We start from the raw sequence: 21,841 nt of genomic DNA on the forward strand, positions 1-21,841 counted from the left end.
TCGGGCTCAACCCAATCAAAATTTTATATTCATTTGACTATATTCTGCCAATAGTTTCTAAAAAATTGATATCATACCCGCATGATGCAAAAATTTCGTTGAGCCTCAAGTTCCAATCCCTTATAGGTACCTAACAAATGGTAATACAAAATACGCTTAAAGCGTTATGGAACGTGATGTTTCAATCCCTTATAGGCACCTAACAAACCATTTTCTGAGCCGGAGTTATTCTAGCTTGCTTATCAGTTTCAATCCCTTATAGGTACCTAACAAACGACCACCAATCAGACCCATCTCTGGCCTCAGCGAACGTGTTTCAATCCCTTATAGGTACCTAACAAACACTGTGATACTTGATTGATTGAACTTTTCACTTTGTCGGTTTCAATCCCTTATAGGCACCTAACAAACGTATCAAGAACCAACATTCTTTTTCCCCTTCGTTAAGTTTCAATCCCTTATAGGTACCTAACAAACTGTCTATGTCAAGACCAAGTTGTTCAAGTTTATCACGGTTTCAATCCCTTATAGGTACCTAACAAACTAGAGTGTCTTCTGCAAAACTGTTTGTCAAAGAAGGGTTTCAATCCCTTATAGGTACCTAACAAACGAAGGAGTTTGAAAAGAAGGGATGGGAAATCTACGGGTTTCAATCCCTTATAGGTACCTAACAAACTTTCAAAGGGAACATTTTCACCAAACCAAGTGTTAAAGTTTCAATCCCTTATAGGTACCTAACAAACTACTAAAACCGTATACTTTGGCGGACTCATAAGTCACAGTTTCAATCCCTTATAGGTACCTAACAAACTCAGAATTTCTTCCCATCCATCTGGGTCAAGTCTGAGTTTCAATCCCTTATAGGTACCTAACAAACCAGCCTACAACTTACCTTATTCAGTTGACAAGAAGCCCCTGTGGCTCAACGGCCACACTTAAATTTTATAGAATTCTTTAAGAGTCGTCAAGTGGAGTTTATTTCCCGTGAACCTCCAATCTCCCCAAAATCCCGGGAGGTTCACACTTGTTGATTTTGTAAGCAAAACCTCAAATCTTAAAACTTTCGGTTAGTTAGAACTAATATAAATTTTGTGGGGTTCATTGACCGCCTGAAAATCAAGGGGGATAAAATATTTATTCCCTAATTTTTAGGCTTCTTTAATCCTTTAAGTTTGTTAATACTTACTAAACAAACATATCATCATGGGAAGGCTTATCTATGCCTATACTCAACCTCGTCACCTTTTTATTCCTTAAAGAAGTTATGTCCCTTTTGTTGTATGGTGATACCAAGGAAGGCTAAGGTCTGCCCTCACTGCGGTTGTGAACCTAAAGTTTCATAAAGCTCGGGCTTATACCCCCTCATGAACTCATCACCGCTCATCTTCTTACCTTTAGGTGAGATTAACTCAAGTATTTCAAGGCTTTTTTTCCCACATGCGACGATGAACCTTTTTCGGTCCTGTATCTCTCCAGGATACCCGTTGATATTAAGAACCTTAGCCTTGAGAATCTTTATTCTCTCTCCTCTAAAAAAGGTGTAAGCGTTCGGGTAAAGTCCCCTTATGCGGTCCCTGACGCTTTCCGCAGGAGCTTTCCAACAAATTCTGTATTCTTCTTTCTTAACGGGTGGTGCATAGGTTGCCTCCTCGTGGTTCTGGGGAGCCGGTTTTATTTTCCCTTCAAACCAATCATTCAGGGTTTTTACGAGTAGTTTTGCTCCCCCGTTTGCTAGCTTTTCCAAAAGGGTTAAGAAGTTGTCTTCTTCATCAATCTTAAGTTTTTCCTGAGATAGGATATCTCCGGCGTCCATCTCCTCGTTTACGAGCATTACCGTATTTCCCGTCTCCTTCTCACCCGCCATTATAGCCCTCTGAATGGGAGCCGCTCCTCTGTATTTAGGTAATAGTGATGCGTGGAGGTTAATAACTTTGAAGGGAGGGATATCAAGTACGTCTTTCGGGAGAATCATCCCGTATGCTACCACGACTATACACTCGGGCTTAAGTGCTTTTACAATTTCCGTAAGCTCCTTCTTATTCTCGGGCTGGTAAACGGGAATACCCAGCTCTTTGGCAACTACCTTCGTGGGAGGGGGTTTTATCTTTTTTCCCCTCCCCGCCGGTCTGTCGGGCTGAGCAACAACACCGATTATCTCAAAATTTTTAGCAAGTTCTTTTAAGCTCGGGACTGCAAACTGGGGTGTTCCCATAAAGAGTATCTTCCTCACACCTCAACCTTCCAGTTATCTATCAATCTTGCGTTTCCAACCCTTACCGCTACCAGTATTCTGTCTCCCTTTTCAACCCTCTCTTTCGGTTTCAAGTTCTCGTCGGTTATCTCAACGTAATCAATGCCCTTAACGTGGGGGTGTTTCTCTATAAACTTCTTTATGGCTTCCTTTATCCTGCTTGCATCCCTTTCCCCTGCCTTTATCATTTTTTCGGCAAGCCGGAAGGATTTGTATATGGCGAGTGCTGACTCCCTTTCCTCCGGAGAGAGGTAAACGTTCCTTGAGCTGTAGGCGAGTCCGTCTTTTTCCCTTACTATGGGAACGGGAACAATCTCAACGGGTATGTTCAGATCCTCAACAACTTCCTCTATTATCTTAAGTTGCTGGTAGTCCTTCTCTCCGAAGTAAGCCCTGTTCGGTTGAACTATGTTAAAGAGCTTCACAACAACCGTTGCAACTCCGTTAAAATGCCCGGGCCTAAAGGCACCCTCTAATACATTCCCGAGTTCACCTATGCATACCTTGGTTCTGTAGCCTTTCGGATACATCTCCTTAACATCGGGTGCAAAAACTGCGTCAACTCCTTCCTCCTCGCATATTGCTAAATCCCTTTCCAAATCCCTCGGATACCTGTCGTAATCCTCTCCTTCCCCGAACTGGGTAGGATTTACGAAAATACTAACGACAACTATATCGTTCTGCATTCTGGCAAGTCTTATTAAAGCCCTGTGCCCCTCGTGAAGGTATCCCATCGTAGGAACGAAACCTATCTCCTTCCCTTCACACTTTTTACTCTTAAGGAAGTTCCTCAAGTCCTTTATTTTCTTAAAAAGGAGAGGCATAGGATAAATATTTTAATAGAATTAAGCTTATGGAAGGCAAAGCGACAACCATACTGGCGGTTAGGAGGAACGGAAAAACGGTTATGGGCGGAGATGGTCAAGTCACCTTCGGTGACGCGGTTCTTAAGCACAACGCAAGGAAGATAAGAAGACTGTATAAAAACCAGGTTCTTGTAGGATTTGCCGGAAGTGCGGCGGACGGACTTGCTTTAATGGAAAGGCTTGAGTCAAAACTTGAGGAGTTTAGGGGAAACCTCATAAAGGCTTCCGTTGAGCTCGCGAAGGAGTGGAGAATGGATAAATACCTCAGGAGGCTGGAAGCTCTTCTCCTTGCTGCGGATAGGGAAAGAATGCTCCTAATATCGGGAAACGGGGACGTGATAGAACCGGATGAACCGATCCTTGCTATAGGTTCGGGAGGGAACTACGCAAAAGCTGCGGCTTTAGCACTTTACAGAAATACAGATATGGATGCGAGGGAAATTGTGGAAAAAGCCCTAAAGATTGCTTCGGAGATATGCATATACACAAACGACAACTTTACGATAGAAGAGCTTTAGTGCAGGAACTTAAAGTGACAAATCCTGTTTTCCTGATCCCTTCCCTTCCACTCTATACCCTTTACTCCTTTTAACTCTCTGACGAACCCCTCAATAAAACCCCATCCGCACCAGCAAACAGCATGCTCTATCGGTTTAAAACCGTTTGATGCTAAAAGGTCGTAAAATACACACCTGCATATGCCCGCTCTCTCCTCCTCAAGGTTTATCCTTTCCGCAAAACCGAACTCCCTTAGGGCATTCTCAAGAACCTCTTTCCATATCTCTTTTGGATACTTATTCATTAGGAGTTTTGCGAGCTCTCTCCCTACCTGTCTTATAATTGCGTAAGAACCTTTATCCCCGTATAGTTTCATCAATTCTTCCGCGAAGGTGTAAACAAGCTCCCTTCCCGAAAGATTTCCCTCAAGCTTTCTCATTACCGTGTTCACTCCCCCTTCCCCTATAACGCCTTTCATAAGCTCAATAAGGGTGTTTATAGTTTCTTGGGAGATTTCCTTCCTTTCCATAAAAATATATTAAATTTAAAAATATATTTAGGAAAATCAACCAACCAGGGAAAGGATATCCTTCACTATATCTTCTTTAAAGGTTTTGAAATCCTTTCTTATCTGGGAAAACCTTTCAAGTAACGAGGTATTCAGCTTAACCTCTTCACCTTCCCTTATAAATAGTTCATACCTTTCGGCAAAGCTGTCTATCTCGTCGTAATATCCGGGATTTTTGTAAAGATAAAAAATTTCCGGGAAGTATTTTGAGAGTTTTAAGAAAACTTTTTCCATATCAACATGTTTGTGGTTCACGTCAACGTCTATGAATCCTCTCCTTTCTTTCAGTCTTACCCTGTTTCCCGCTTCTTCGACAGCCATAAGACTTGCAAATACGAGAGCAAGAGTATCAACGAGGTCTATGTTTATAAAGTCGTCTCCGAGGAGGTCCCTCTTGAAAGCGTAAGTAAGGTCTCCCTCTTTTTCATCGTAGTAGTATATGTGGTTAAGACCTTCCGTAAACGTAGCGTAATGTTGATACTCAACGTGGGCTATCCTCTCACCCGTTCTTCCGAAAACGTTGAAGTAGGTTGAGGTAAGTATGTAAGTCTGGTATGCCCCGTGTTCTCCCTTTATAAACTCTCCCTCGTAAAGGCCGTTTGATAGAACGTCCATCTCGTCCGTAAGATAAAGAACCTTATCCTCCGTTATCGCTACGGGGCCCTCGTAGTCCGCAAGGACCTTTTTCACATCAACCAGAGCTTTTTCCCCTTCCTTTCCTCCATCCTTCTTTATCTTGTAAAGCCAGTTTCCCGCACCTACGTAAAGGTAATCCCCTATCAGGTCTAAGGTTCTTATGGGTTTCTCAAGTATGTCCGATACCGGAAGTCTTTCTATCTTCGCCTTTTCAAATCTTTCCGCGTCCAGCTTGTATATTCCTTCGTGGGTTATGAAGTAAAAGTCCCTCAGGTCGGATGTAATGTCTATTATCTCCTTCTCAAAGTCTATCTCCTGTGTTTCCCCGTTCCTTCTGTCCATTCTCATCAGGTATGTCTTTCCGGCACCGAAGAGGTAAAAACGGGTGTTCGTAAGGAGTGTGGGTGTTTCAGAGAGCTTTGAGGATTGCCACACCACCTTCTTTTCACCGTTTTCAAGGAGCTCCTTTTTGCTGAACCCCTCCACTCTGTAATCCTTCGCAAGAAAAACCCTTTCTCCGTCCGTATACATATTCATGGTTATTGATTATAACCGAGTAATAAAGTTGACAGAAAATTAAAACATTGGTATATCTTTAGATACCTTTTTCTTTCGGAGGGATTGTATGGAGTACATTGCCCTCGGGGTTGCGTTTATTGTTGCCCTTGCGATAGCTCTCGGACAAGCCATTGTAAACGATATTCTGGGAACGAGAAAAAAGGACCCCCTTGAGGATTATCCCTACGAGTGCGGTGTTCCCCTATACGATAATGAGGCAAGGGGAACCTTCAAACAGGGGTATTACCTTTTAGGACTTTTACTTATACTCTTTGATATAGAAGCTGCTTACCTCTTTCCCTGGGCGGTAGTGTTTAAAGATATAGGTATTTACGGTTTAATAGAGGTCATTGTCTTCGTAGGAATATTAACATTAGGTTTTATATACGCTTGGCGTAAGGGTGCTTTAAACTGGGAGATGTAGGAGGTAAGTGTCATGGTTGCTATAAATTCTAACGGATTTGTTACTACAACTGTTGAGGAACTTCTCAGATGGGGAAGGAGGAACGCCCTCTGGCCGGTGACTATAGGGCTTGCATGCTGTGCTATAGAAATGATGCACACAGCTGCTTCCCGTTTTGACCTTGACAGGCTCGGTGTTATATTCAGAGCTTCTCCGAGACAGGCGGACGTTCTCATAGTTGCGGGAACTGTTGTTAATAAAGTTGCTCCGATGCTGAAGCTCATATGGGACCAGATGCCGGACCCTAAGTGGTGTATATCTATGGGAGGATGTGCTTCCGCGGGAGGACCGTTTCCTACTTACTCAACCCTCCAGGGAGTTGACCGTATAATACCCGTTGACGTTTACATACCCGGATGTCCTCCAACTCCCCAGGGACTCATATATGGAATACTCCAGCTCCAGAAGAAGATAAAAGAACAGGGAATAACGAAGTACGATAAGCTCTTTGCGGACTTTAACAGGGAGATAGAGAAGGAGGGTATATTCGTTCCAAGGGAACTTAAGGTGTGAGGATAAATTATGAAATGGATTAACACGGCAAGTGTAGAGAGGGTAAGACAGGAGTTCAAGGAAAGGGTAAAGTTTATAGAAACACAACACACAAGGGGATTTGAAACGGACTATAACACCCTAAGGGAGCTATTAACATTCCTAAGAGATAAAGAGAGATTCCTTCACTTCGTTGACCTCACCTGTATTGACTTTCCCGAGCATCCTAAACGCTTTCAGGGTGTTTACATACTCTACAATCCCGAGGAGAACGAGAGGGTAATAGTAAAGTGCTGGGCTGAAAACGGAAAACTTCCCACGATAGAAGACCTCTGGCCCGGTGCCAAGTGGGCGGAAAGGGAAGCCTACGATATGTTCGGTGTTGTCTTTGAGGGACACGATAACCTGCGCAGGATGTTCATGTGGGAGGGATACGAACACTTTCCCCTCAGAAAGGACTTCCCCCTTCAGGGTATACCCGAGGTGGAGCTTCCATCCCTTACCGAAGTTATGCACGGGAGGACAGACCCACCCTCCCACGACTTTGAGCTGGTTCATACAAAGCTTCCCACCCTTGAGGACCTTGAGAGAACCGAAAAGGCAAGGCTTAAGAAGAAGGCGGAGCTTGTTTTAAACTGGGGTCCCCTTCATCCCGGAACCCACGGAACCATATGGTTCTTATTTGACCTTGAAGGTGAGAAGGTTGTTCAGAGTGATGTAATTCTCGGACAGCTCCACAGAGGTATGGAAAAGCTCGCGGAGAACCTTCATTACTTCCAGTTCATACCCTACACGGACCGTATGGACTACATATCCGCAATATGTAACGAGCTTGCATACGTTGAAGCTGTTGAAAAACTCCTCGGCGTAGAAGTTCCCGAAAAGGCAAGGTATATAAGAACTATGTTTGCGGAACTTCAGAGGATTAACTCGCACCTTCTCTGGCTGGGAACGGGTGCCTTGGACCTAGGAGCTCTTACCGTATTTCTGTATGCATTCAGGGAAAGGGAAAAGATAATGGACATAATAGAGGGAAATGCGGGATACAGGCTCACCTCCTGCTTTCTAAGGATAGGGGGAGTTCATTACGACCTTGCTGAGGGAACCCTTGACGTTGTGAAGCACTTTATAAAGGACTTTCCCCAAAGGTTAAAAGAGTATCATACACTCCTGACCAGGAACAGAATATGGTTGAGAAGAACCAAAGAGGTTGGGATTATAACAAGAGAAGATGTTCATAAATACGGACTTTCTGGGCCGGTGGCGAGGGGTTCGGGAGTTCCTTACGACCTAAGGAAGTTACAGCCTTACGCCGCTTACGACGAGGTTGACTTTGATATACCCGTAGGAGAGGTGGGAGACGTATACGACAGGTATCTTGTGAGAATGGAAGAAATGGCTCAAAGCGTAAAAATAATAGAACAGTGTGTTGAGAAACTTGAGAAATTACCGAAGGATGCCCCTTACCTCAATAAGGAACACCCTGCGGTAATCCCTCCGAAGGAGGATGTTTTCCACGACCTTGAGAGCATGGTAAAGTCCTTCAGAGTTGTAGTTCACGGAGAGAGTGCTCCTCCCGGTGAGGTTTACTTCAGCGGAGAAAACCCGAGGGGTGAACTCGGATTTTACATTTACTCAAAAGGTGGGGGAAACCCCTACAGACTAAGGATACGTTCGGGAGCCCTTTATAATCTATCCATATTCCCTAAGCTTATACAGGGAAGAACGATAGCGGACGCTATAGCGCTTCTGGGAAGTCTTGACCCAGTCGTAGGTGAAACGGACCGTTAGGAGGGCATTATGGAAAGCTATCTCCTCTCACTCGCTTTAATGTTCGTAAAGGTTCTTACAGTATTTTTGATAGCTCTCGGTGTCGGTGCTTACCTAACGTGGTTTGAGAGAAAGCTTGCGGGTCACATTCAGAACAGGCTCGGACCTACGGTAGTCGGTCCTTTCGGCCTTCTCCAGCCAATAGCTGACGCGATAAAGCTCGCAACGAAAGAAACTATTATCCCCCGCGGAGCAGATAAACCCGTTTACTACATGGCTATTATAATGGCCTTAGTTCCTTCAATACTGCTCCTTGCGGTAGTCCCTTGGGGTCCCGGTTTCAGAATAGGAAACACTTACGTTGAGCCTATAATAGCGGATGTGAATATAGCCCTGCTTCTTGCCTTTGCCTTCGGCTCCCTATCGGTTTACGGAACTATATTCTCGGGGTGGGCTTCAAACTCCAAGTATGCCTTTATAGGTTCTCTCAGGAAAGCCGCGGTCGTTATAGCTTACGAGGTTATATTGGGATTTTCGGTTCTCGGTGTTATCCTTCTTGCGGGAACGCTCAGCACGGTTGGTATAGTTGAAGCCCAAATTCAGAAAGGTGTTTGGTTTATCGTTTACCAGCCGGTAGCTTTCATACTTTACCTTTACTGTATGCTTGCGGAAAGCGGTAGGGTTCCCTTTGATATCCAGGAGGCTGAAGCTGAGCTCGTTACGGGTTATAACGTTGAATACGGAGGTATGAAGTTCGGAGCCTTCCCCCTTGCGGAGTGGTATATAAACGTAATAGCCTTATCAGCTATAGCTGTTGTCCTGTTCTTCGGCGGATGGGACGGACCCAACATACTCGGACCTATTTCTCCCTACTTCTGGTTCGTGTTCAAAACCTTCGCACTCGTTTTCTTTACCCTCTGGCTTCACTGGACTCTTCCGAGATTTCAAGCTAAGGATGTAACCGAGATAGCTTGGAAGATACTACTTCCTATAGCTATTCTTAACGTGATAATTACTGCGGTTGTTGTTTACGCTTTTTAAAGGAGGGATGTTATGAAAGTAAAGAGGCTAAACAGGAAGGATTACCTCAATATCCTTGAGGCTATATTCTTTATAGACTTCCTTAAGGGTCTTTCCGTTACCTTAAAGAATCTCCTCAGAAGACCGATAACGACCGAATACCCTAAGGAGAAACTCACCCCTCCCAAACGCTTCAGGGGAGCTCATGGACACTACGTGTGGGACGGAACAGAACCGGATTCCTTAAAGGCTATAGAGAAATTTATGTCTTACGAGAAGGCAAAGAGCAGGTGTGTCGCCTGTTATATGTGCCAGACGGCTTGTCCCATGCCTACCTTATTCCGAATAGAAGCGGTTCAGCTCCCAAACGGAAAGAAAAAAGTTGTAAGGTTTGATATGAACCTCCTTAACTGTCTTTTCTGCGGTCTTTGTGTTGACGCATGTCCCGTAGGATGCCTTACAATGACCGATATATTTGAGCTTGCCGGCTACTCAAGGAGAAACGAGGTTCTCCGTATGGATGACCTGGAAAAGTTTGCTATAGACTTTAAGCAGAGAAGGGGCGATGAGCCCGACAGAATATGGCCTAACGATAAGGAAAGGGAAAAACTCTGGGGGAAGATAGAGTGGAGTGGATAATATTCTCGGTTCTGGGAGCTTGGTTAATAGTTTCCGCACTGGGAGTTGTTTTCGTAAAAAGTCCTATTCATGTTATCCTCTTCTTCCTCTCTTCTCTCCTTGCTATGGCCGGTCTTTTCCTATCCCTCGGGGCGGAGCTCCTTGCAGGTCTTCAGCTTATAATTTATGCGGTTGCCATAGTTGTGTTTTACGTTCTCGTTATAACAACGATACCGTGGGAAAAAATTAAACGCTTTGAAGGTTTCTACAAGGTGGAATTACTTACCGCTTCCCCTATCTTCTTTATACTCTTCGTAGCAATGAGCTACATGGTTGTTAAGGGAAAACTTGCACAGCCTATAGGGGCTGTTAAGGACAACGTAAGGGAGATAGGAAGAGAGCTCTTTACAAGTTATCTATTCCCCTTTGAGGTTGCGTCTGTTATTCTACTTGTTGCTATGATAGGTGCTATACTTCTTGGGAGAAAGGAAGAGTGAAAGAGGTGGGGAGTATGGATATAATCAAGGCTTATATAATCTTAAGTATTGCTTTGTTTCTCATAGGTCTCCTCGGTGTTATAGTTAGGAAAAACTTAATAACCATTTTGGTAAGCACGGAGCTTATGCTTAACGGAATTAACTTAGCTCTTGTTGCGGTTGACAAGGCCCTGGGAAGGGTCGACGGCCAGATTTTTGCCTTTTTTGTTATGACCGTTGCGGCCGCTGAGGTTGCGGTGGGGTTAGGATTGATAGTTTCCATATTCAGGCTTAAAGGTTATGAAGCTTCTCACGAAATTTCTCAATTGAGGGACTGAGGATGATAGAGCTGGGCATAGTTCTCATACCCCTAATAGCCTTTTTAGTGATACTGGCCTTTGGAAGGAAGATAGGGGACCTCGGAAGCGGAATTATAGCCTCAGTAGGAGCAGGCCTAACCACCCTTTTCTCCTTCGTCGTCGCCCTAAAAGCTATCCACCAACCCATTCACATAAAGCTTTACTCCTTCCTTCCTATCTCCAACTACACCCTTAAGCTTGGCTTCTACTTTGACTCCCTTTCCTCCCTTATGGCTCTCGTCGTTTCCTTCGTCGCTACGCTCATCTTCATCTACTCAATCGGTTACATGAGAGACGAGTTCGGTAAATGGGTTTTTAAGTTCTACGCTTACCTCTCTCTCTTCCTCTTCGCTATGCTTCTTATCGTCCTTTCGGATAACCTCCTTGGTATATTCTTCGGTTGGGAAGGTGTAGGTCTTGCTTCTTACCTCCTTATCGGCTACTACCACAACCAGAAAAAAGCCACAAACGCATCCTTCGAAGCCTTTGTAATGAACAGAATAGGTGACTGGCTATTTATCTTCGGTATCATCTACACCTTCTACCTTTTTGGTTCTCTTGACATACTTGAGATATTCCCGAAAGTTGAAGAGGTAAACAAGTATGCATTGGGAATAGCGACGATGCTTCTTTTTGGAGGGGCTGTAGGGAAGTCAGGACAGTTTCCCCTCCACACGTGGCTTCCTAATGCGATGGCAGGCCCCACACCCGTGAGTGCACTTCTTCACGCTGCGACCATGGTAGCAGCAGGTGTTTACATGGTCGCAAGACTATACCCCATCTTTGAGGCAACACCTCAAACCTTGAAGCTCATAGTTGTGATAGGGGCCCTCACGATGACCATGGCTGCCCTTGCGGGAGCTGTTCACAACGACATAAAGAAGATAATAGCCTTCTCAACGATGTCACAGCTTGGGTATATGTTTGTTTCGCTGGGAGTGGGAGACAAGGGAGGAGCGATGTTTCATTTGACCACACACGCCTTCTTTAAAGCCCTTCTTTTCCTTGCTGCGGGAGCGGTGATAACAGCGTTCCACCATCACATATACGACATTTTCAAGATGGGTGGGCTAAAGAAGTATATGCCGATAACGTATGCAGCGTTTATGGTGGGAGCCTTGAGCTTGGCGGGAGTATTTCCTTTTAGCGGATTTTGGAGTAAGGACAGGATAGTAGCGAGTATGTATGAGTGGAGCGGGGTTTTGGGTATACTTGGGACGATAGTTGCTTTTGTGACGGCGTATTACAGTTTTAGGGAAGGGTTTTTGGTGTTTCACGGAAAGGAGAGGTGGAGGGAGTATTACGGGAAGGATGTTCATGAAGTAGAGGGGGTTATGACGGTTCCTATGGGATTGCTTGGTTTTGTGACGGTATTGAGCGGATTGTTTGGGCTTTGGTTGGAGCACTGGTATGTTGGTTTGATAGGAGGGGAGGAGAAGGGGATACATTTGAGTGTAGCATTGGTGTCATTGGGGGTAGCTTTGGGAGGTATATGGCTGGCTTGGGCTGTGTATGTGAAGGAGGTTATAGATTACAGGAAGGCTTATGACTCTCTTAAGTTTATTCATACCACCTTTAAAGAACAGTTCTTTACCGAAAAGCTTTACCACAACGTGATAGGAGGCGGATACCTTTCGGTTTCGAGACTTACCTTCAAAGGAGTTGATAGGGGACTTATAGATGGATTTATAAATCTTCTTTATAAATACTTTTTCAGGTTTGTAAAGTTCCTTTGGAAGAACCTTGACATAAAAATTATTGACCTTATCATTCACGAGAGTGTTCTTTCTGCTTTTAGAATAGGAAGGGTATCAAGACAGTTACAAACGGGGCTTTTAAACCATTACATAATCTTTTTAACGCTCGGTGTTGTCGTTATGCTGGGTGTTATGCTTTACCTTCTTGAAAGGTTTAAGGGGTAAGTGAGATGGAAAAGGTGGGGTTTGAGTTTCCCTTTATATCCGTATCCATAATAACACCCGTAGTTTTCTCACTCCTTATTCTCTTCTTCAAAGAAAAGTATGCAAAGTATCTGGCGCTGCTGGGAACGGGTCTAACCCTTTTAATCTCTCTGATAGCACTATCTTGGTTTGATTTCTCAAGAACGGAAGTTGTCCAGTTTTACGAGGAGTATACGATACTTGAAGAGCTCGGGGTAAAGCTTTCACTAGGAGCTGATGGCCTCTCTATGCTTATGTATATACTTACGACCCTTATTTCTCTTGTTGCGGTTATATGGTCCATCGGAGACGAATCAATAAAAACACGCCTAAAGGAGTATTACATAGCGTTCCTGCTTACGGAAGCCTTTGTTATCGGTGTTTTTACCAGTTTTGACCTTATAGTGTTTTATGTGTTTTACGAGCTTACTCTCCTTCCCATGCTCTTTGTTATAGGAATATGGGGTTATAAGCTGAGGCTTTACTCAGCTTACAAGTTCTTCGTATACATATTTATATCTTCCCTATTCCTGCTTCTGGGTATAGCTTCCCTGTCGGTTTACCACTACAAGGTTAACGGGTCCTTCACTTTCAGCTACTTTGACCTGCTCGGTCTTAACATACCCAACGGTTTTGAGATATTCCTCTTTCTCCTCTTCTTTATAGCCTTTGCGGTGAAGACACCAATCGTTCCATTTCACACGTGGCTTCCCGATGCCCACGGAGAAGCTCCCACCGCAGGCTCGGTAGTTCTTGCGGCCATACTCCTTAAGATGGGAACTTACGCACTTCTCAGGTTTAACATAGGGCTCTTCCCCGATGCCGCCAGGGAACTCGCCCCTTACCTTGTTGCCCTCGGTATTTACTCAATAGTTATGGCATCTTGGATGACCATATCTCAAACCAACATAAAGCGTTTCGTAGCTTACTCTTCCGTTTCTCACATGGGATTCGTTGTTGCCGCTATGTTCTTACTCAATGTGGAAGGTATAAGGGCGTCTGTCATAGAGATGTTTGCCCACGGGCTTACGAGTGCAGGCTTATTTATGGTTGCCGGTTTTGTTTACAACAGGCTTCACACTTTTAACTTCTCAAGTCTCAGGGGAGCGATAAAATTTATGCCTCTTTTTGCGACTATTACCGCGACGATAGCTTTCGCAGCTATGGGTCTTCCGGGAGGCTCCTCTTTCTGGGGTAAGTTCTTGACGGTTGTAGCCTCAAGGGAGTACTCAACGGCCCTGGCCCTTTTCGTTCTCTTTGCAGCTTTCTTCAGCGGAGCTTATGTCCTTTACTTTATGAAAACCCTTTATCTTGACGTTAGAGAGGAGAGTGTTCTCGTCCATTTCAGAGATGTTAACAGTTATCCTCTTGTTGCCTTTGTTCTTATAGTTATTCCCGTGCTTATGGTGGGGCTACTTCCATTTATATTCTTTGCCTTTTACGAGGGATACATCTTCCACCTGCTTAAATACGTTCTAAAAATACCGTTCTGAGGGGAGTGAAAGATGGATTTAAGGGCGCTAATAGGAGCGATAGAAATTCCCGACCTCAAGAAGTTCCTTCCCGAGCTTATACTTCTTATTCACGCTTTCGTTCTCTTTACCCTTGAACTTGTTTTAAAAAAAGGAAGTAAGAAAACCGTCCTATCTATAGTAAGTTACGTCGGTTATTTTGCCGTTCTTTTTTCCCTCTTAGTTCCCTGGAATTATCCCGGGGATACTTTTTACGGAAACTTTACGAACGACCCGCTCGCTATTACAGTAAAACTTTTTTCCTTGATAATAACCCTGGGTATACTCACAGTAGTTAACAACTACTATTCTTCAAAAAAATCCTTTTACGGGGAGTTTTACTACATTCTCGCTTTTACGCTTCTCGGGGTTTTTGTTCTGGCTTCTTCATACAACTTGATAATCATATACGTAGCCCTTGAGCTCGTATCCGTAGGCTTTTACATTCTTACCGCACTCTTTAAGGGTTCAACGGTTTCAAAGGAGGGAGCTTTTAAATACCTTATCCTGGGGGGACTTGCTATAGCCCTTGCTTCCTACGGTGCCGCCTTTATGTATATATACTCGGGAAGCATAGACCTGAGAGAAATACTCACGTATAAGAGTCAGGATATTCACTACCTCATTCTGGGGCTCGTTTTCTTCCTTATAGGTATAGCGGTCAAAATAGGGGCAGTTCCTTTTCATTACTGGCTACCTGACGCTTATCAAGGTGCACCCACACCCGTTACCGCATTTATGGCATCGGTCGGGAAGTTGGCGTTCTTTATTCCCCTCGTTAGGGTCGTTCCCCTGCTTGAGGAAAAGTTCGCTACCGTTTGGACGATAACAGTGGGTTTAATAGCCGCGGTTACGATGCTATACGGTAATTTTGTAGCACTCGTCCAGAAAGACGTCAAAAGGCTTCTCGCTTACTCCTCTATAGCTCACTCGGGTTACATACTGGCTGCTGTTGCAGTTTCAAAGGTAATAGGCCTCAAGGCTGTTATATACTTCTTGATAGCCTACGCTATAATGTCCGCAGGTGCTTTTCTCGTATTGGCTCTCATGGAGAGAAATCCCGAGTGGGAAAACAGCATGGAGAACTTTATGGGTTTCAGGTTTAACATGCCCTACCTTGCCTTTGCGTTCCTCATTTATATGGTTGCCCTACTCGGTGTACCGCCTACCGTCGGTTTTGTAGGCAAAGCCCTCGTTTTTATGGCACTATCCTTTGATAAACTCTGGTGGCTTGCCTTTATAATGATTCTCTCAACAGCTGTATCAACGGGTTACTACATAAGGCTCGTTGTCCTGATGTACATGCATAAAAACGAAAGGGAGTTTAAGGTTGAAGGCATAAACCCCCTTGAGGGTCTATCTTTAGTAATGTTAACGGTTGGAAGTGTTCTTCTGGGTGTTCTTCCCTCTATAATTTGGTTCTTAGTAAAGACTTCGGCAGAAAGCCTATTTACGGGGTGAGGAGCAATGGAGTATTTCTGGATTTTGGTATTCGCTTTCATTCTTATAGTTATCGGTCTTGTAATGATATCTTTAAACTCTCTGCTTGGTCCCAGAGATCCCCAGCTTTACGAGGACTACCCTTACGAGTGTGGTGTTCCGTTATACGATAAAGATGCTCAGACGACCTTCCACCAGGGTTACTATCTGCTCGGTTTACTTCTCTTACTCTTTGACATAGAAGCGGCTTTCTTATTTCCGTGGACCGTAGTTTACAGGTATCTCGGTGTATTCGGTTTTATAGAGATGTTTATCTTTATCTTTATTCTCACCTATGGGCTACTTTACGCCTGGGTAAAAGGAGCACTGGACTGGCAATTTGAAATTGAGGAAATTTGAAGAAATAAACCTTGTTCTTTCGGGAGGAGCGGCAAAGGGTATAGCCCACATCGGTGTTTTGAAAGCTATAAACGAGCTCGGTGTAAGGGTAAAGGCAATTAGCGGAGTGAGTGCAGGGGCTATCGTTTCGGTTTTTTACGCTTCCGGTTACTCACCCGAGGGTATGTTTAGCCTTCTTAAGAGGGTTAACTGGTTAAAGCTATTCAAGTTTAAGCCCCCGTTAAAAGGATTGATAGGTTGGGATAAGGCGATAAGCTTCCTTGAGGAAGTTCTCCCTTACAGGAGAATAGAGAAGCTTGAGATACCGACGCATATATGCGCTACAGACTTATACTCGGGAAGGGCTTTATACTTTTCCGAGGGAAACTTAATCCCCGCACTTCTCGGTAGTTGTGCAATTCCGGGGATTTTTGAACCTGTTGAATACGGAAAATACTTACTGGTTGACGGAGGTATGGTTAATAACCTCCCTGTTGAGCCCTTTCAGGAAAGCGGTATACCGACCGTTTGCGTTGATGTCCTCCCTATAGAACCGGAAAAGGAAATTAAGAATATTCTTCACATCCTTTTGAGAAGCTTCTTTCTTGCCGTTCGGTCAAACTCCGAAAAGAGAAAGGAGTTCTGTGACCTCGTTATAGTCCCGGAGCTTGAGGAGTTCACACCCCTTGACGTGAGAAAAGCGGACCAAATAATGGAACGGGGATACAAGAAGGCCTTAGAGATACTTTCTAAATAGCTCGGCTTTCCCTTGACTTCCGTAAAGTCTAATCCTTCTCTTTACGACCTTTTTAACCTCCTCCATAGCGGGCTTCAGAAGTTTGCGGGGGTCTATAACCTTCTTCTCCTCAGCAATCAGTTTTCTTAAGGTGGCAATAAAGGCAAGTCTCAAATCCGTATCCGTGTTCACCTTGTTGATCCCCAACTCAACCGCTTTTTTTATATCCTCGTCCGGAACCCCTTTAGCTCCCTTAATATCTCCACCGTAAGCGTTTATAGTCTTAACGTATTCCTCGTAAACACCGCTGGCACCGTGGAGAACTAAAGCTACGTTTGTTAATTCTTTTACTTTTCTTAGCCTTTCAAAATCAAGCTTCGGTTCTCCTTTAAACTTGAAAGCCCCGTGAGCTGTTCCTATTGCGGGAGCAAGGGCGTCAACACCCGTTTTATCCACGAACTCCTTAGCCTGAAGAGGGTCCACGAGAACCCTTTCCCTTGATACAACGTTATCCTCAACTCCTTCAAGTCTTCCCAGCTCAGCCTCAACCGATATACCCAGAGGAGCACACAGAGAAACAACTTCCTTTGTAACCTTCAGGTTTTCCTCATAAGGTTTATCCGAGTAATCTATCATAACAGAGGTGTATCCGTGTCTTATTGCGAGAAGTATGGTTTCAAGATGCTTACCGTGGTCAAGATGGAGAGCAAAGGGAACTTTATACCTATCTTTCACAGCGTGAACCATACCCGAGAGAAACTCTATTCCCGCATACCTTATTGCACTCTCGGTTGTCTGGACAAATACGGGAGCTTCTTCATCTTCTGCAGCTTCCAAGATAGCCCTTAAAAACTCAAGGTTGTTAAAGTTAAAGGCGCCTATTGCGAAGTTATACTCATTTGCTACTTCAAAGAGAATCTTTCCGCTGAGTAACGGCATACCCTAGTGATTATACTTTAAGGATTACAAACAAAGGATATAGAATATCCTTTATGGAAGAAAGGGAAGAAGAAAAGGAAGAGTTCGGGGAATTAATAAGATACACCGCTACGGGCTATCTCGGCGGTTTAGCCCTTGCATGGATACTTGACCAGTTAGGTATAAGACAAAATCTGATAGGAGAGTGGGGTGTAAGAACCCTAGCGGGTGAAGGGGAAAGCATACTTGAGGGTGTGTTTGCGATAAAAAAGAGGATAAAGGGGGAAGTCTACTCCTTGGCTCAGGCCTACGGCTGGGGAAAACTTATAGGGATGACGGTTCCCTGGTGGATAGACTTCGGAAGTAGAGCTTTAGGTGTAAACGTTTACGGATGGGAAGGTTTTTACATACCTTACTTTTACGCTATGAGTGACCAGATAGGGGCTAATGTTTCCGGCTTTATTTATTTCTACCGGAAAGAGAAAAGTTTCTTAAAAGCTCTGAAGAATTACTTTAAAAACCCGGTTATGCTGACGAGCTTATTCGTTATCCTATTGGTTCCTTTAGGTTTATTATTCGCCAGGGTTTTGGGTTTCTCACCGACCACAAACCTTTTAGTAGCCCTTGAGACTATAGCAGCCAACCTATGTTGGCTTCCACCACTTGTAGGTTTGATTCTTGAAAAGAGAGAAAAAACATAGGTTTACTCTTTACTTCGTTATACCTTATTTTTTATGATTGAGAGGAGGAAGACCCGCCAGATAAAGGTCGGGTGGGTAAAGATAGGAGGAGGAGCTCCTATAGTAGTTCAATCAATGACTTCAACGAAGACCCACGACGTTGAGGCTACCCTTGACCAGATAAGGAGGCTTTACGAGGCCGGCTGTGAGATTGTAAGGGTTGCGGTTCCTCATAAAGAGGACGTTGAAGCCCTTGAAGATATCGTTAAGAATAGTCCCGTTCCAATAATAGCGGACATACACTTTGCACCATCCTATGCTTTTCTATCAATGGAAAAGGGGGTTCACGGGATAAGAATAAACCCGGGGAATATAGGAAAAGAGGAGGTGGTAAGGGAAATTGTAGAGGAGGCAAAAAACAAAGATGTAGCGGTGAGAATAGGTGTGAACTCGGGCTCCCTTGAGAAGGATTTACTTGAGAAATACGGATATCCATCCGCGGAAGCCTTAGCAGAAAGTGCCCTAAGGTGGTCCGAAAAGTTTGAAAAGTGGGGATTTACCAATTACAAAGTATCAATAAAGGGTTCAGATGTTCTTGAGAACGTAAGAGCTAACCTCATATTCGCAAAGGAAACGGACGTTCCGCTCCACATAGGTATAACCGAGGCCGGTATGGGTAATAAGGGAATAATAAAGTCCTCCGTAGGTATAGGTATACTCCTTTACCAGGGTATAGGGGATACGGTAAGGGTTTCCCTCACAGACGATCCTGTTGTTGAGGTAGAAACGGCTTACGAGATTTTAAAGTCCTTGGGACTCAGAAGAAGAGGAGTTGAGATAGTTGCGTGTCCCACGTGCGGAAGAATAGAGGTAGACCTTCCCAAGGTTGTTAAAGAGGTGGAGAAAAAGCTATCGGGGATAAAAAAACCCCTTAAGGTCGCTGTTATGGGTTGTGTGGTAAATGCCATAGGTGAGGCAAGGGAGGCGGATATCGGCCTTGCGTGCGGAAGAGGTTTTGCATGGCTCTTTAAGGAAGGAAAACCTATAAAGAAGGTAGATGAAAAGGATATGGTTGACGAGCTTTTAAGAGAGATAGAAAATATGGTAGGAGATGGAAGAGGAAAAGGTTAAAGAGGAGAGTAAAGGGGAAAAGCAGGAGGAAAAAAAGGAGAAGAGGGAAAACCTGCTTGAACTCATACAGCAGTTCTCGGACATACCGGTTGATATAGAGGTGGTTGTGGGAAAAGCCCAAAAAACCATAGGTGAACTCCTCAGCATGGGTATAGGTTCGGTTATAGAGCTTGATAGGGAAGTAAAAGATTTCGTTGACATAAAAGTAAACGGAAAGCTTATAGCAAAAGGGGAGCTTGTAGTTATAGACGGAAAAATAGGGGTAAAAATAAAGGAAGTCGTTAAGGAAGAAACTTAAAGGCTTTCAACTACTTCCCTTATTCGCCTTATACCTTCTAAGAGTTTATCCTCGGAAAGGGCGTAAGAGAGTCTTAAAAACCCTTCAGCACCAAAAGCTGAACCCGGAACAACGGCAACCTTTCCTCTTTCAAGAAGTATCTCCGAGAGCTTTATATCACCGCCCACCCTTTTTGAGTATTCGGAAAAGTCGGGAAATATGTAAAAGGCTCCTTCAGGTTTAAAGAGTTCAACCCCGGGAATCTCCTTAAGAAGCTCGTAAGCTATATCCCTCCTTCTCTTAAAGGTTTCTCTCATGTTTTTTATAAACTCCCTTGATAGTGGATTTTTAAGAGCCTCAAGGGCTCCGTATTGGGCAAAAGTCGTTACGTTTGAGATGCTCTGGCTGTTTAAACCCGCTATCACTTTCGCGTAATCCTCCGGGCAGGCAACGTATCCCACCCTCCAACCGGTCATTGAAAAACTCTTTGAAAAAGCGTTAACCGTGAAGGTTATCCTTTTTACCTCTTCCGATAGAGAGGCTACACTTACAAACTCCCCATCGTAGGTAAAGTGTTCGTAACACTCGTCAGAAATAATAAAAATCTTTCTCTCTATACAGAACTCCGCTATCCTCTCAAGCTCCTTTTTGTCGTAAACAGCTCCCGTCGGATTGTTAGGAGAGTTTATAACCAGTGCGACCGTTCTTTCCGAAACCTTCCCCTTTATATCCTCAAGGGTGAGTTTAAAACCCTTTTCCTTTTTGAGGGGGACCTCTACGGGCACACCCCCGAAAAATCTTATCTGCTCGGGGTATGTCACCCAGTAGGGGGATGGAAGTAACACCTCGTCCCCCTCGTCAAGGATTGCCATAAAGATAAGGAATAAAACCATCTTTGCTCCTGCGGATATCACAATCTCGGAAGGCTTGTAAGAAACTCTATTTTCCTCGTAGAGTTTTTTAGCGATAGCTTCCCTGAGCTCCGGGATGCCTGCAGAGGGAGCGTATTTCGTCTTTCCTTCTTTGAGGGCTCTTATACACGCTTCTTTTATAAACTCAGGGGTGTCAAAGTCGGGTTCCCCCGCTCCGAAGCCTATTACGTCAATACCTTTTGCTCTGAGCTCCTTAGCCTTTGCGGTTATCTGGAGTGTGGGAGAGGGCTTTATGTGGGCTATTCTTCTTGCCAGCTTTTTACCCATTTCCTAAAATTTTAATAAAAAAGGAGGTGGAGCGATGATTGGAGTAGGGGAGAGAATAAGGAAGGTAAGGGAAGAAAGAGGTCTTTCTGTAGAAGCTTTCGCAAAAGAAATAGGTATATCTCCCGAGAAGCTTGAAGAGTTTGAAAAGGGAATATCAAGACCCTGTGATGCAACACTCGTTTTTATAGCGAAACGCTTTAACGTTGACTACAGGTGGTTAGCATTAGGGGAGAAAGAAGCGGTTGCGGTCTGATTACTTGAACCTCCTTATTAGTTCCTCCATTACATCCTTCACGTCTATTCCTTCCATCTCAAGGGAGAGCAATAGGGTATATAACATATCCGCCGTCTCGTAAATCACCTCTTCTTTATCTCCCTTCATTAAAGCTATAAGGGTTTCTACTGCCTCTTCACCGAACTTTTGGAAAACCCTTTCCCTGCCTTTGGAGGCAAGCTTTGTAGTATAAGAGTTCTCGGGTTTTTCCTTTAGTCTTTCCCTTATCACCTCCTGGAGTCTCGGCAATACCTCAAAGGGAAGCGGTTTCTCAACGGGTGTGCCGTCAATCTTTCTAAAGAAGCAGTTTCTTTCTCCGGTGTGGCAAGCCCTGTTTTTTTCCTGCTCTATAACGTATATGAGTGTATCTCCGTCGCAGTCTACCCTTACCTCCTTAACCCTTTGGAGTTCTCCTGAAGTTTCCCCCTTTTTCCATATTTTCTTCCTGCTCCTTGAGTAGTAATGAGCGTATCCGGTTTCAAGGGTTTTCTTTACGGCTTCCTCGTTTGCGTAAGCAACCATCCTAACCTCCCCGGTCCTGTAGTCCTGTGCAACTACGGGAATAAGACCTTCTTCGTTAAACTTAAGCTCAAGCATGAGGATTTATCATACAAAAAGCTCCTCTCATGTTCTATAAATTTCGTGTTATGAGAAAACCCGAGATACTCGCACCTGCCGGAAACTGGGAAGGTTTATCCGCCGCGGTAAAGGCGGGAGCGGAGGCTATATACTTCGGTCTTGATAAACTGAACCAGAGGTCTCTGAAGAAAAACTTCTCAATA

24 protein-coding genes and 1 CRISPR repeat array are annotated in these 21,841 nt (G+C 44.2%); of the genes, 17 read left to right on the plus strand and 7 right to left on the minus strand.

Translation table 11 applies throughout. The features are described 5' to 3' along the window. Window positions 1-109: 109 nt before the first annotated feature. Window positions 110-878: direct repeats of the CRISPR family, unit length 31 nt; unit sequence GTTTCAATCCCTTATAGGTACCTAACAAACT. A 434-nt stretch (window positions 879-1,312) separates the two neighbouring features. Both fmt and panC read right to left on the minus strand, forming a co-directional pair. Beyond that, window positions 1,313-2,230, minus strand: a complete 918-nt coding sequence (gene fmt, locus ACWB1W_RS05005) for a methionyl-tRNA formyltransferase (RefSeq protein ID WP_479370290.1) — start codon at window positions 2,228-2,230, stop codon at window positions 1,313-1,315. Continuing rightward, complete coding sequence (gene panC, locus ACWB1W_RS05010; RefSeq protein WP_479370291.1) at window positions 2,227-3,075, minus strand: pantoate--beta-alanine ligase; 849 nt, start codon at window positions 3,073-3,075, stop codon at window positions 2,227-2,229. Before panC ends, fmt begins: the two co-directional genes overlap by 4 nt. 29 nt (window positions 3,076-3,104) lie before the next feature. Between panC and hslV the strand changes: the two genes are divergently transcribed. Then, window positions 3,105-3,635 carry an ATP-dependent protease subunit HslV gene (hslV, locus tag ACWB1W_RS05015; protein ID WP_479370292.1) on the plus strand — a complete coding sequence of 177 codons (531 nt, stop codon included), beginning with the start codon at window positions 3,105-3,107 and terminating at the stop codon, window positions 3,633-3,635. Here hslV and ACWB1W_RS05020 read toward each other — a convergent pair. Both ACWB1W_RS05020 and ACWB1W_RS05025 read right to left on the minus strand, forming a co-directional pair. Next, window positions 3,632-4,144, minus strand: coding sequence for a hypothetical protein (locus tag ACWB1W_RS05020; protein ID WP_479370293.1), 513 nt, complete (start codon window positions 4,142-4,144; stop codon window positions 3,632-3,634). The genes hslV and ACWB1W_RS05020 overlap by 4 nt on opposite strands. A gap of 36 nt (window positions 4,145-4,180) precedes the next feature. After that, window positions 4,181-5,356: a hypothetical protein gene (locus tag ACWB1W_RS05025; RefSeq protein WP_479370294.1), complete on the minus strand. Its 1,176-nt coding sequence runs from the start codon at window positions 5,354-5,356 to the stop codon at window positions 4,181-4,183. A gap of 88 nt (window positions 5,357-5,444) precedes the next feature. Between ACWB1W_RS05025 and ACWB1W_RS05030 the strand changes: the two genes are divergently transcribed. The 12 genes from ACWB1W_RS05030 to ACWB1W_RS05085 are packed head-to-tail and all read left to right on the plus strand — an operon-like array spanning window position 5,445 to window position 16,601. Then, a complete protein-coding gene (locus tag ACWB1W_RS05030) occupies window positions 5,445-5,801 on the plus strand; it encodes an NADH-quinone oxidoreductase subunit A (protein ID WP_479370295.1) in 357 nt (118 codons plus the stop codon). A 12-nt stretch (window positions 5,802-5,813) separates the two neighbouring features. Next, the gene (gene nuoB / locus ACWB1W_RS05035) at window positions 5,814-6,353 is read left to right on the plus strand and encodes an NADH-quinone oxidoreductase subunit NuoB (RefSeq protein WP_479370296.1); all 540 of its coding nucleotides are present in this window, start codon (window positions 5,814-5,816) and stop codon (window positions 6,351-6,353) included. A gap of 9 nt (window positions 6,354-6,362) precedes the next feature. Beyond that, window positions 6,363-8,123, plus strand: coding sequence for an NADH-quinone oxidoreductase subunit D (locus tag ACWB1W_RS05040; protein WP_479370297.1), 1,761 nt, complete (start codon window positions 6,363-6,365; stop codon window positions 8,121-8,123). Between the two features lie 9 nt (window positions 8,124-8,132). Then, window positions 8,133-9,143 carry an NADH-quinone oxidoreductase subunit NuoH gene (gene nuoH, locus ACWB1W_RS05045; protein WP_479370298.1) on the plus strand — a complete coding sequence of 337 codons (1,011 nt, stop codon included), beginning with the start codon at window positions 8,133-8,135 and terminating at the stop codon, window positions 9,141-9,143. Between the two features lie 12 nt (window positions 9,144-9,155). Then, window positions 9,156-9,761 (plus strand): NuoI/complex I 23 kDa subunit family protein, encoded by a 606-nt coding sequence (locus ACWB1W_RS05050; protein ID WP_479370299.1) that lies wholly within the window; start codon window positions 9,156-9,158, stop codon window positions 9,759-9,761. Then, window positions 9,749-10,237 (plus strand): NADH-quinone oxidoreductase subunit J family protein, encoded by a 489-nt coding sequence (locus tag ACWB1W_RS05055; RefSeq protein WP_479370300.1) that lies wholly within the window; start codon window positions 9,749-9,751, stop codon window positions 10,235-10,237. The genes ACWB1W_RS05050 and ACWB1W_RS05055 overlap by 13 nt, the downstream gene beginning before the upstream one ends. Window positions 10,238-10,251: 14 nt before the next feature. Further along, window positions 10,252-10,554: an NADH-quinone oxidoreductase subunit NuoK gene (nuoK, locus tag ACWB1W_RS05060; RefSeq protein WP_479370301.1), complete on the plus strand. Its 303-nt coding sequence runs from the start codon at window positions 10,252-10,254 to the stop codon at window positions 10,552-10,554. Window positions 10,555-10,556: 2 nt separating this feature from the next. After that, window positions 10,557-12,497, plus strand: coding sequence for an NADH-quinone oxidoreductase subunit L (nuoL, locus tag ACWB1W_RS05065; protein ID WP_479370302.1), 1,941 nt, complete (start codon window positions 10,557-10,559; stop codon window positions 12,495-12,497). Between the two features lie 5 nt (window positions 12,498-12,502). Continuing rightward, window positions 12,503-14,008, plus strand: coding sequence for a complex I subunit 4 family protein (locus ACWB1W_RS05070; protein WP_479370303.1), 1,506 nt, complete (start codon window positions 12,503-12,505; stop codon window positions 14,006-14,008). A 12-nt stretch (window positions 14,009-14,020) separates the two neighbouring features. Next, window positions 14,021-15,487, plus strand: a complete 1,467-nt coding sequence (locus ACWB1W_RS05075) for an NADH-quinone oxidoreductase subunit N (protein WP_479370304.1) — start codon at window positions 14,021-14,023, stop codon at window positions 15,485-15,487. Window positions 15,488-15,493: 6 nt separating this feature from the next. After that, window positions 15,494-15,865 (plus strand): NADH-quinone oxidoreductase subunit A, encoded by a 372-nt coding sequence (locus ACWB1W_RS05080; RefSeq protein ID WP_479370305.1) that lies wholly within the window; start codon window positions 15,494-15,496, stop codon window positions 15,863-15,865. Then, on the plus strand, window positions 15,852-16,601 hold the full coding sequence (locus ACWB1W_RS05085) for a patatin-like phospholipase family protein (protein WP_479370306.1): 750 nt from the start codon (window positions 15,852-15,854) through the stop codon (window positions 16,599-16,601). Before ACWB1W_RS05080 ends, ACWB1W_RS05085 begins: the two co-directional genes overlap by 14 nt. Here the strand turns inward: ACWB1W_RS05085 and fba are convergent. Continuing rightward, entirely contained in the window at window positions 16,581-17,519 is a 939-nt protein-coding gene (fba, locus tag ACWB1W_RS05090) for a class II fructose-1,6-bisphosphate aldolase (RefSeq protein ID WP_479370307.1), read from the minus strand. The two genes, ACWB1W_RS05085 and fba, sit on opposite strands and share 21 nt — an antisense overlap. 53 nt (window positions 17,520-17,572) lie before the next feature. On the opposite strand from fba, the gene ACWB1W_RS05095 reads away from it, so the two are divergent. Genes ACWB1W_RS05095 through fliN form a run of 3 tightly spaced genes read left to right on the plus strand, consistent with a single transcriptional unit; the run spans window position 17,573 to window position 19,607 of the window. Beyond that, a complete protein-coding gene (locus ACWB1W_RS05095) occupies window positions 17,573-18,199 on the plus strand; it encodes a hypothetical protein (RefSeq protein ID WP_479370308.1) in 627 nt (208 codons plus the stop codon). Between the two features lie 33 nt (window positions 18,200-18,232). Further along, on the plus strand, window positions 18,233-19,309 hold the full coding sequence (ispG, locus tag ACWB1W_RS05100; RefSeq protein WP_479370309.1) for a flavodoxin-dependent (E)-4-hydroxy-3-methylbut-2-enyl-diphosphate synthase: 1,077 nt from the start codon (window positions 18,233-18,235) through the stop codon (window positions 19,307-19,309). Further along, the gene (gene fliN, locus ACWB1W_RS05105; RefSeq protein WP_479370310.1) at window positions 19,290-19,607 is read left to right on the plus strand and encodes a flagellar motor switch protein FliN; all 318 of its coding nucleotides are present in this window, start codon (window positions 19,290-19,292) and stop codon (window positions 19,605-19,607) included. The genes ispG and fliN overlap by 20 nt, the downstream gene beginning before the upstream one ends. Here fliN and ACWB1W_RS05110 read toward each other — a convergent pair. Then, the gene (locus ACWB1W_RS05110; RefSeq protein ID WP_479370311.1) at window positions 19,604-20,785 is read right to left on the minus strand and encodes a pyridoxal phosphate-dependent aminotransferase; all 1,182 of its coding nucleotides are present in this window, start codon (window positions 20,783-20,785) and stop codon (window positions 19,604-19,606) included. The genes fliN and ACWB1W_RS05110 overlap by 4 nt on opposite strands. Window positions 20,786-20,819: 34 nt before the next feature. Between ACWB1W_RS05110 and ACWB1W_RS05115 the strand changes: the two genes are divergently transcribed. Next, window positions 20,820-21,038 carry a helix-turn-helix domain-containing protein gene (locus tag ACWB1W_RS05115; protein ID WP_479370312.1) on the plus strand — a complete coding sequence of 73 codons (219 nt, stop codon included), beginning with the start codon at window positions 20,820-20,822 and terminating at the stop codon, window positions 21,036-21,038. Here ACWB1W_RS05115 and hisIE read toward each other — a convergent pair whose 3' ends face one another. Continuing rightward, the gene (gene hisIE, locus ACWB1W_RS05120) at window positions 21,039-21,656 is read right to left on the minus strand and encodes a bifunctional phosphoribosyl-AMP cyclohydrolase/phosphoribosyl-ATP diphosphatase HisIE (protein ID WP_479370313.1); all 618 of its coding nucleotides are present in this window, start codon (window positions 21,654-21,656) and stop codon (window positions 21,039-21,041) included. Window positions 21,657-21,841: the final 185 nt, after the last annotated feature.

It is taken from the genome of Aquifex sp., assembly GCF_056494385.1.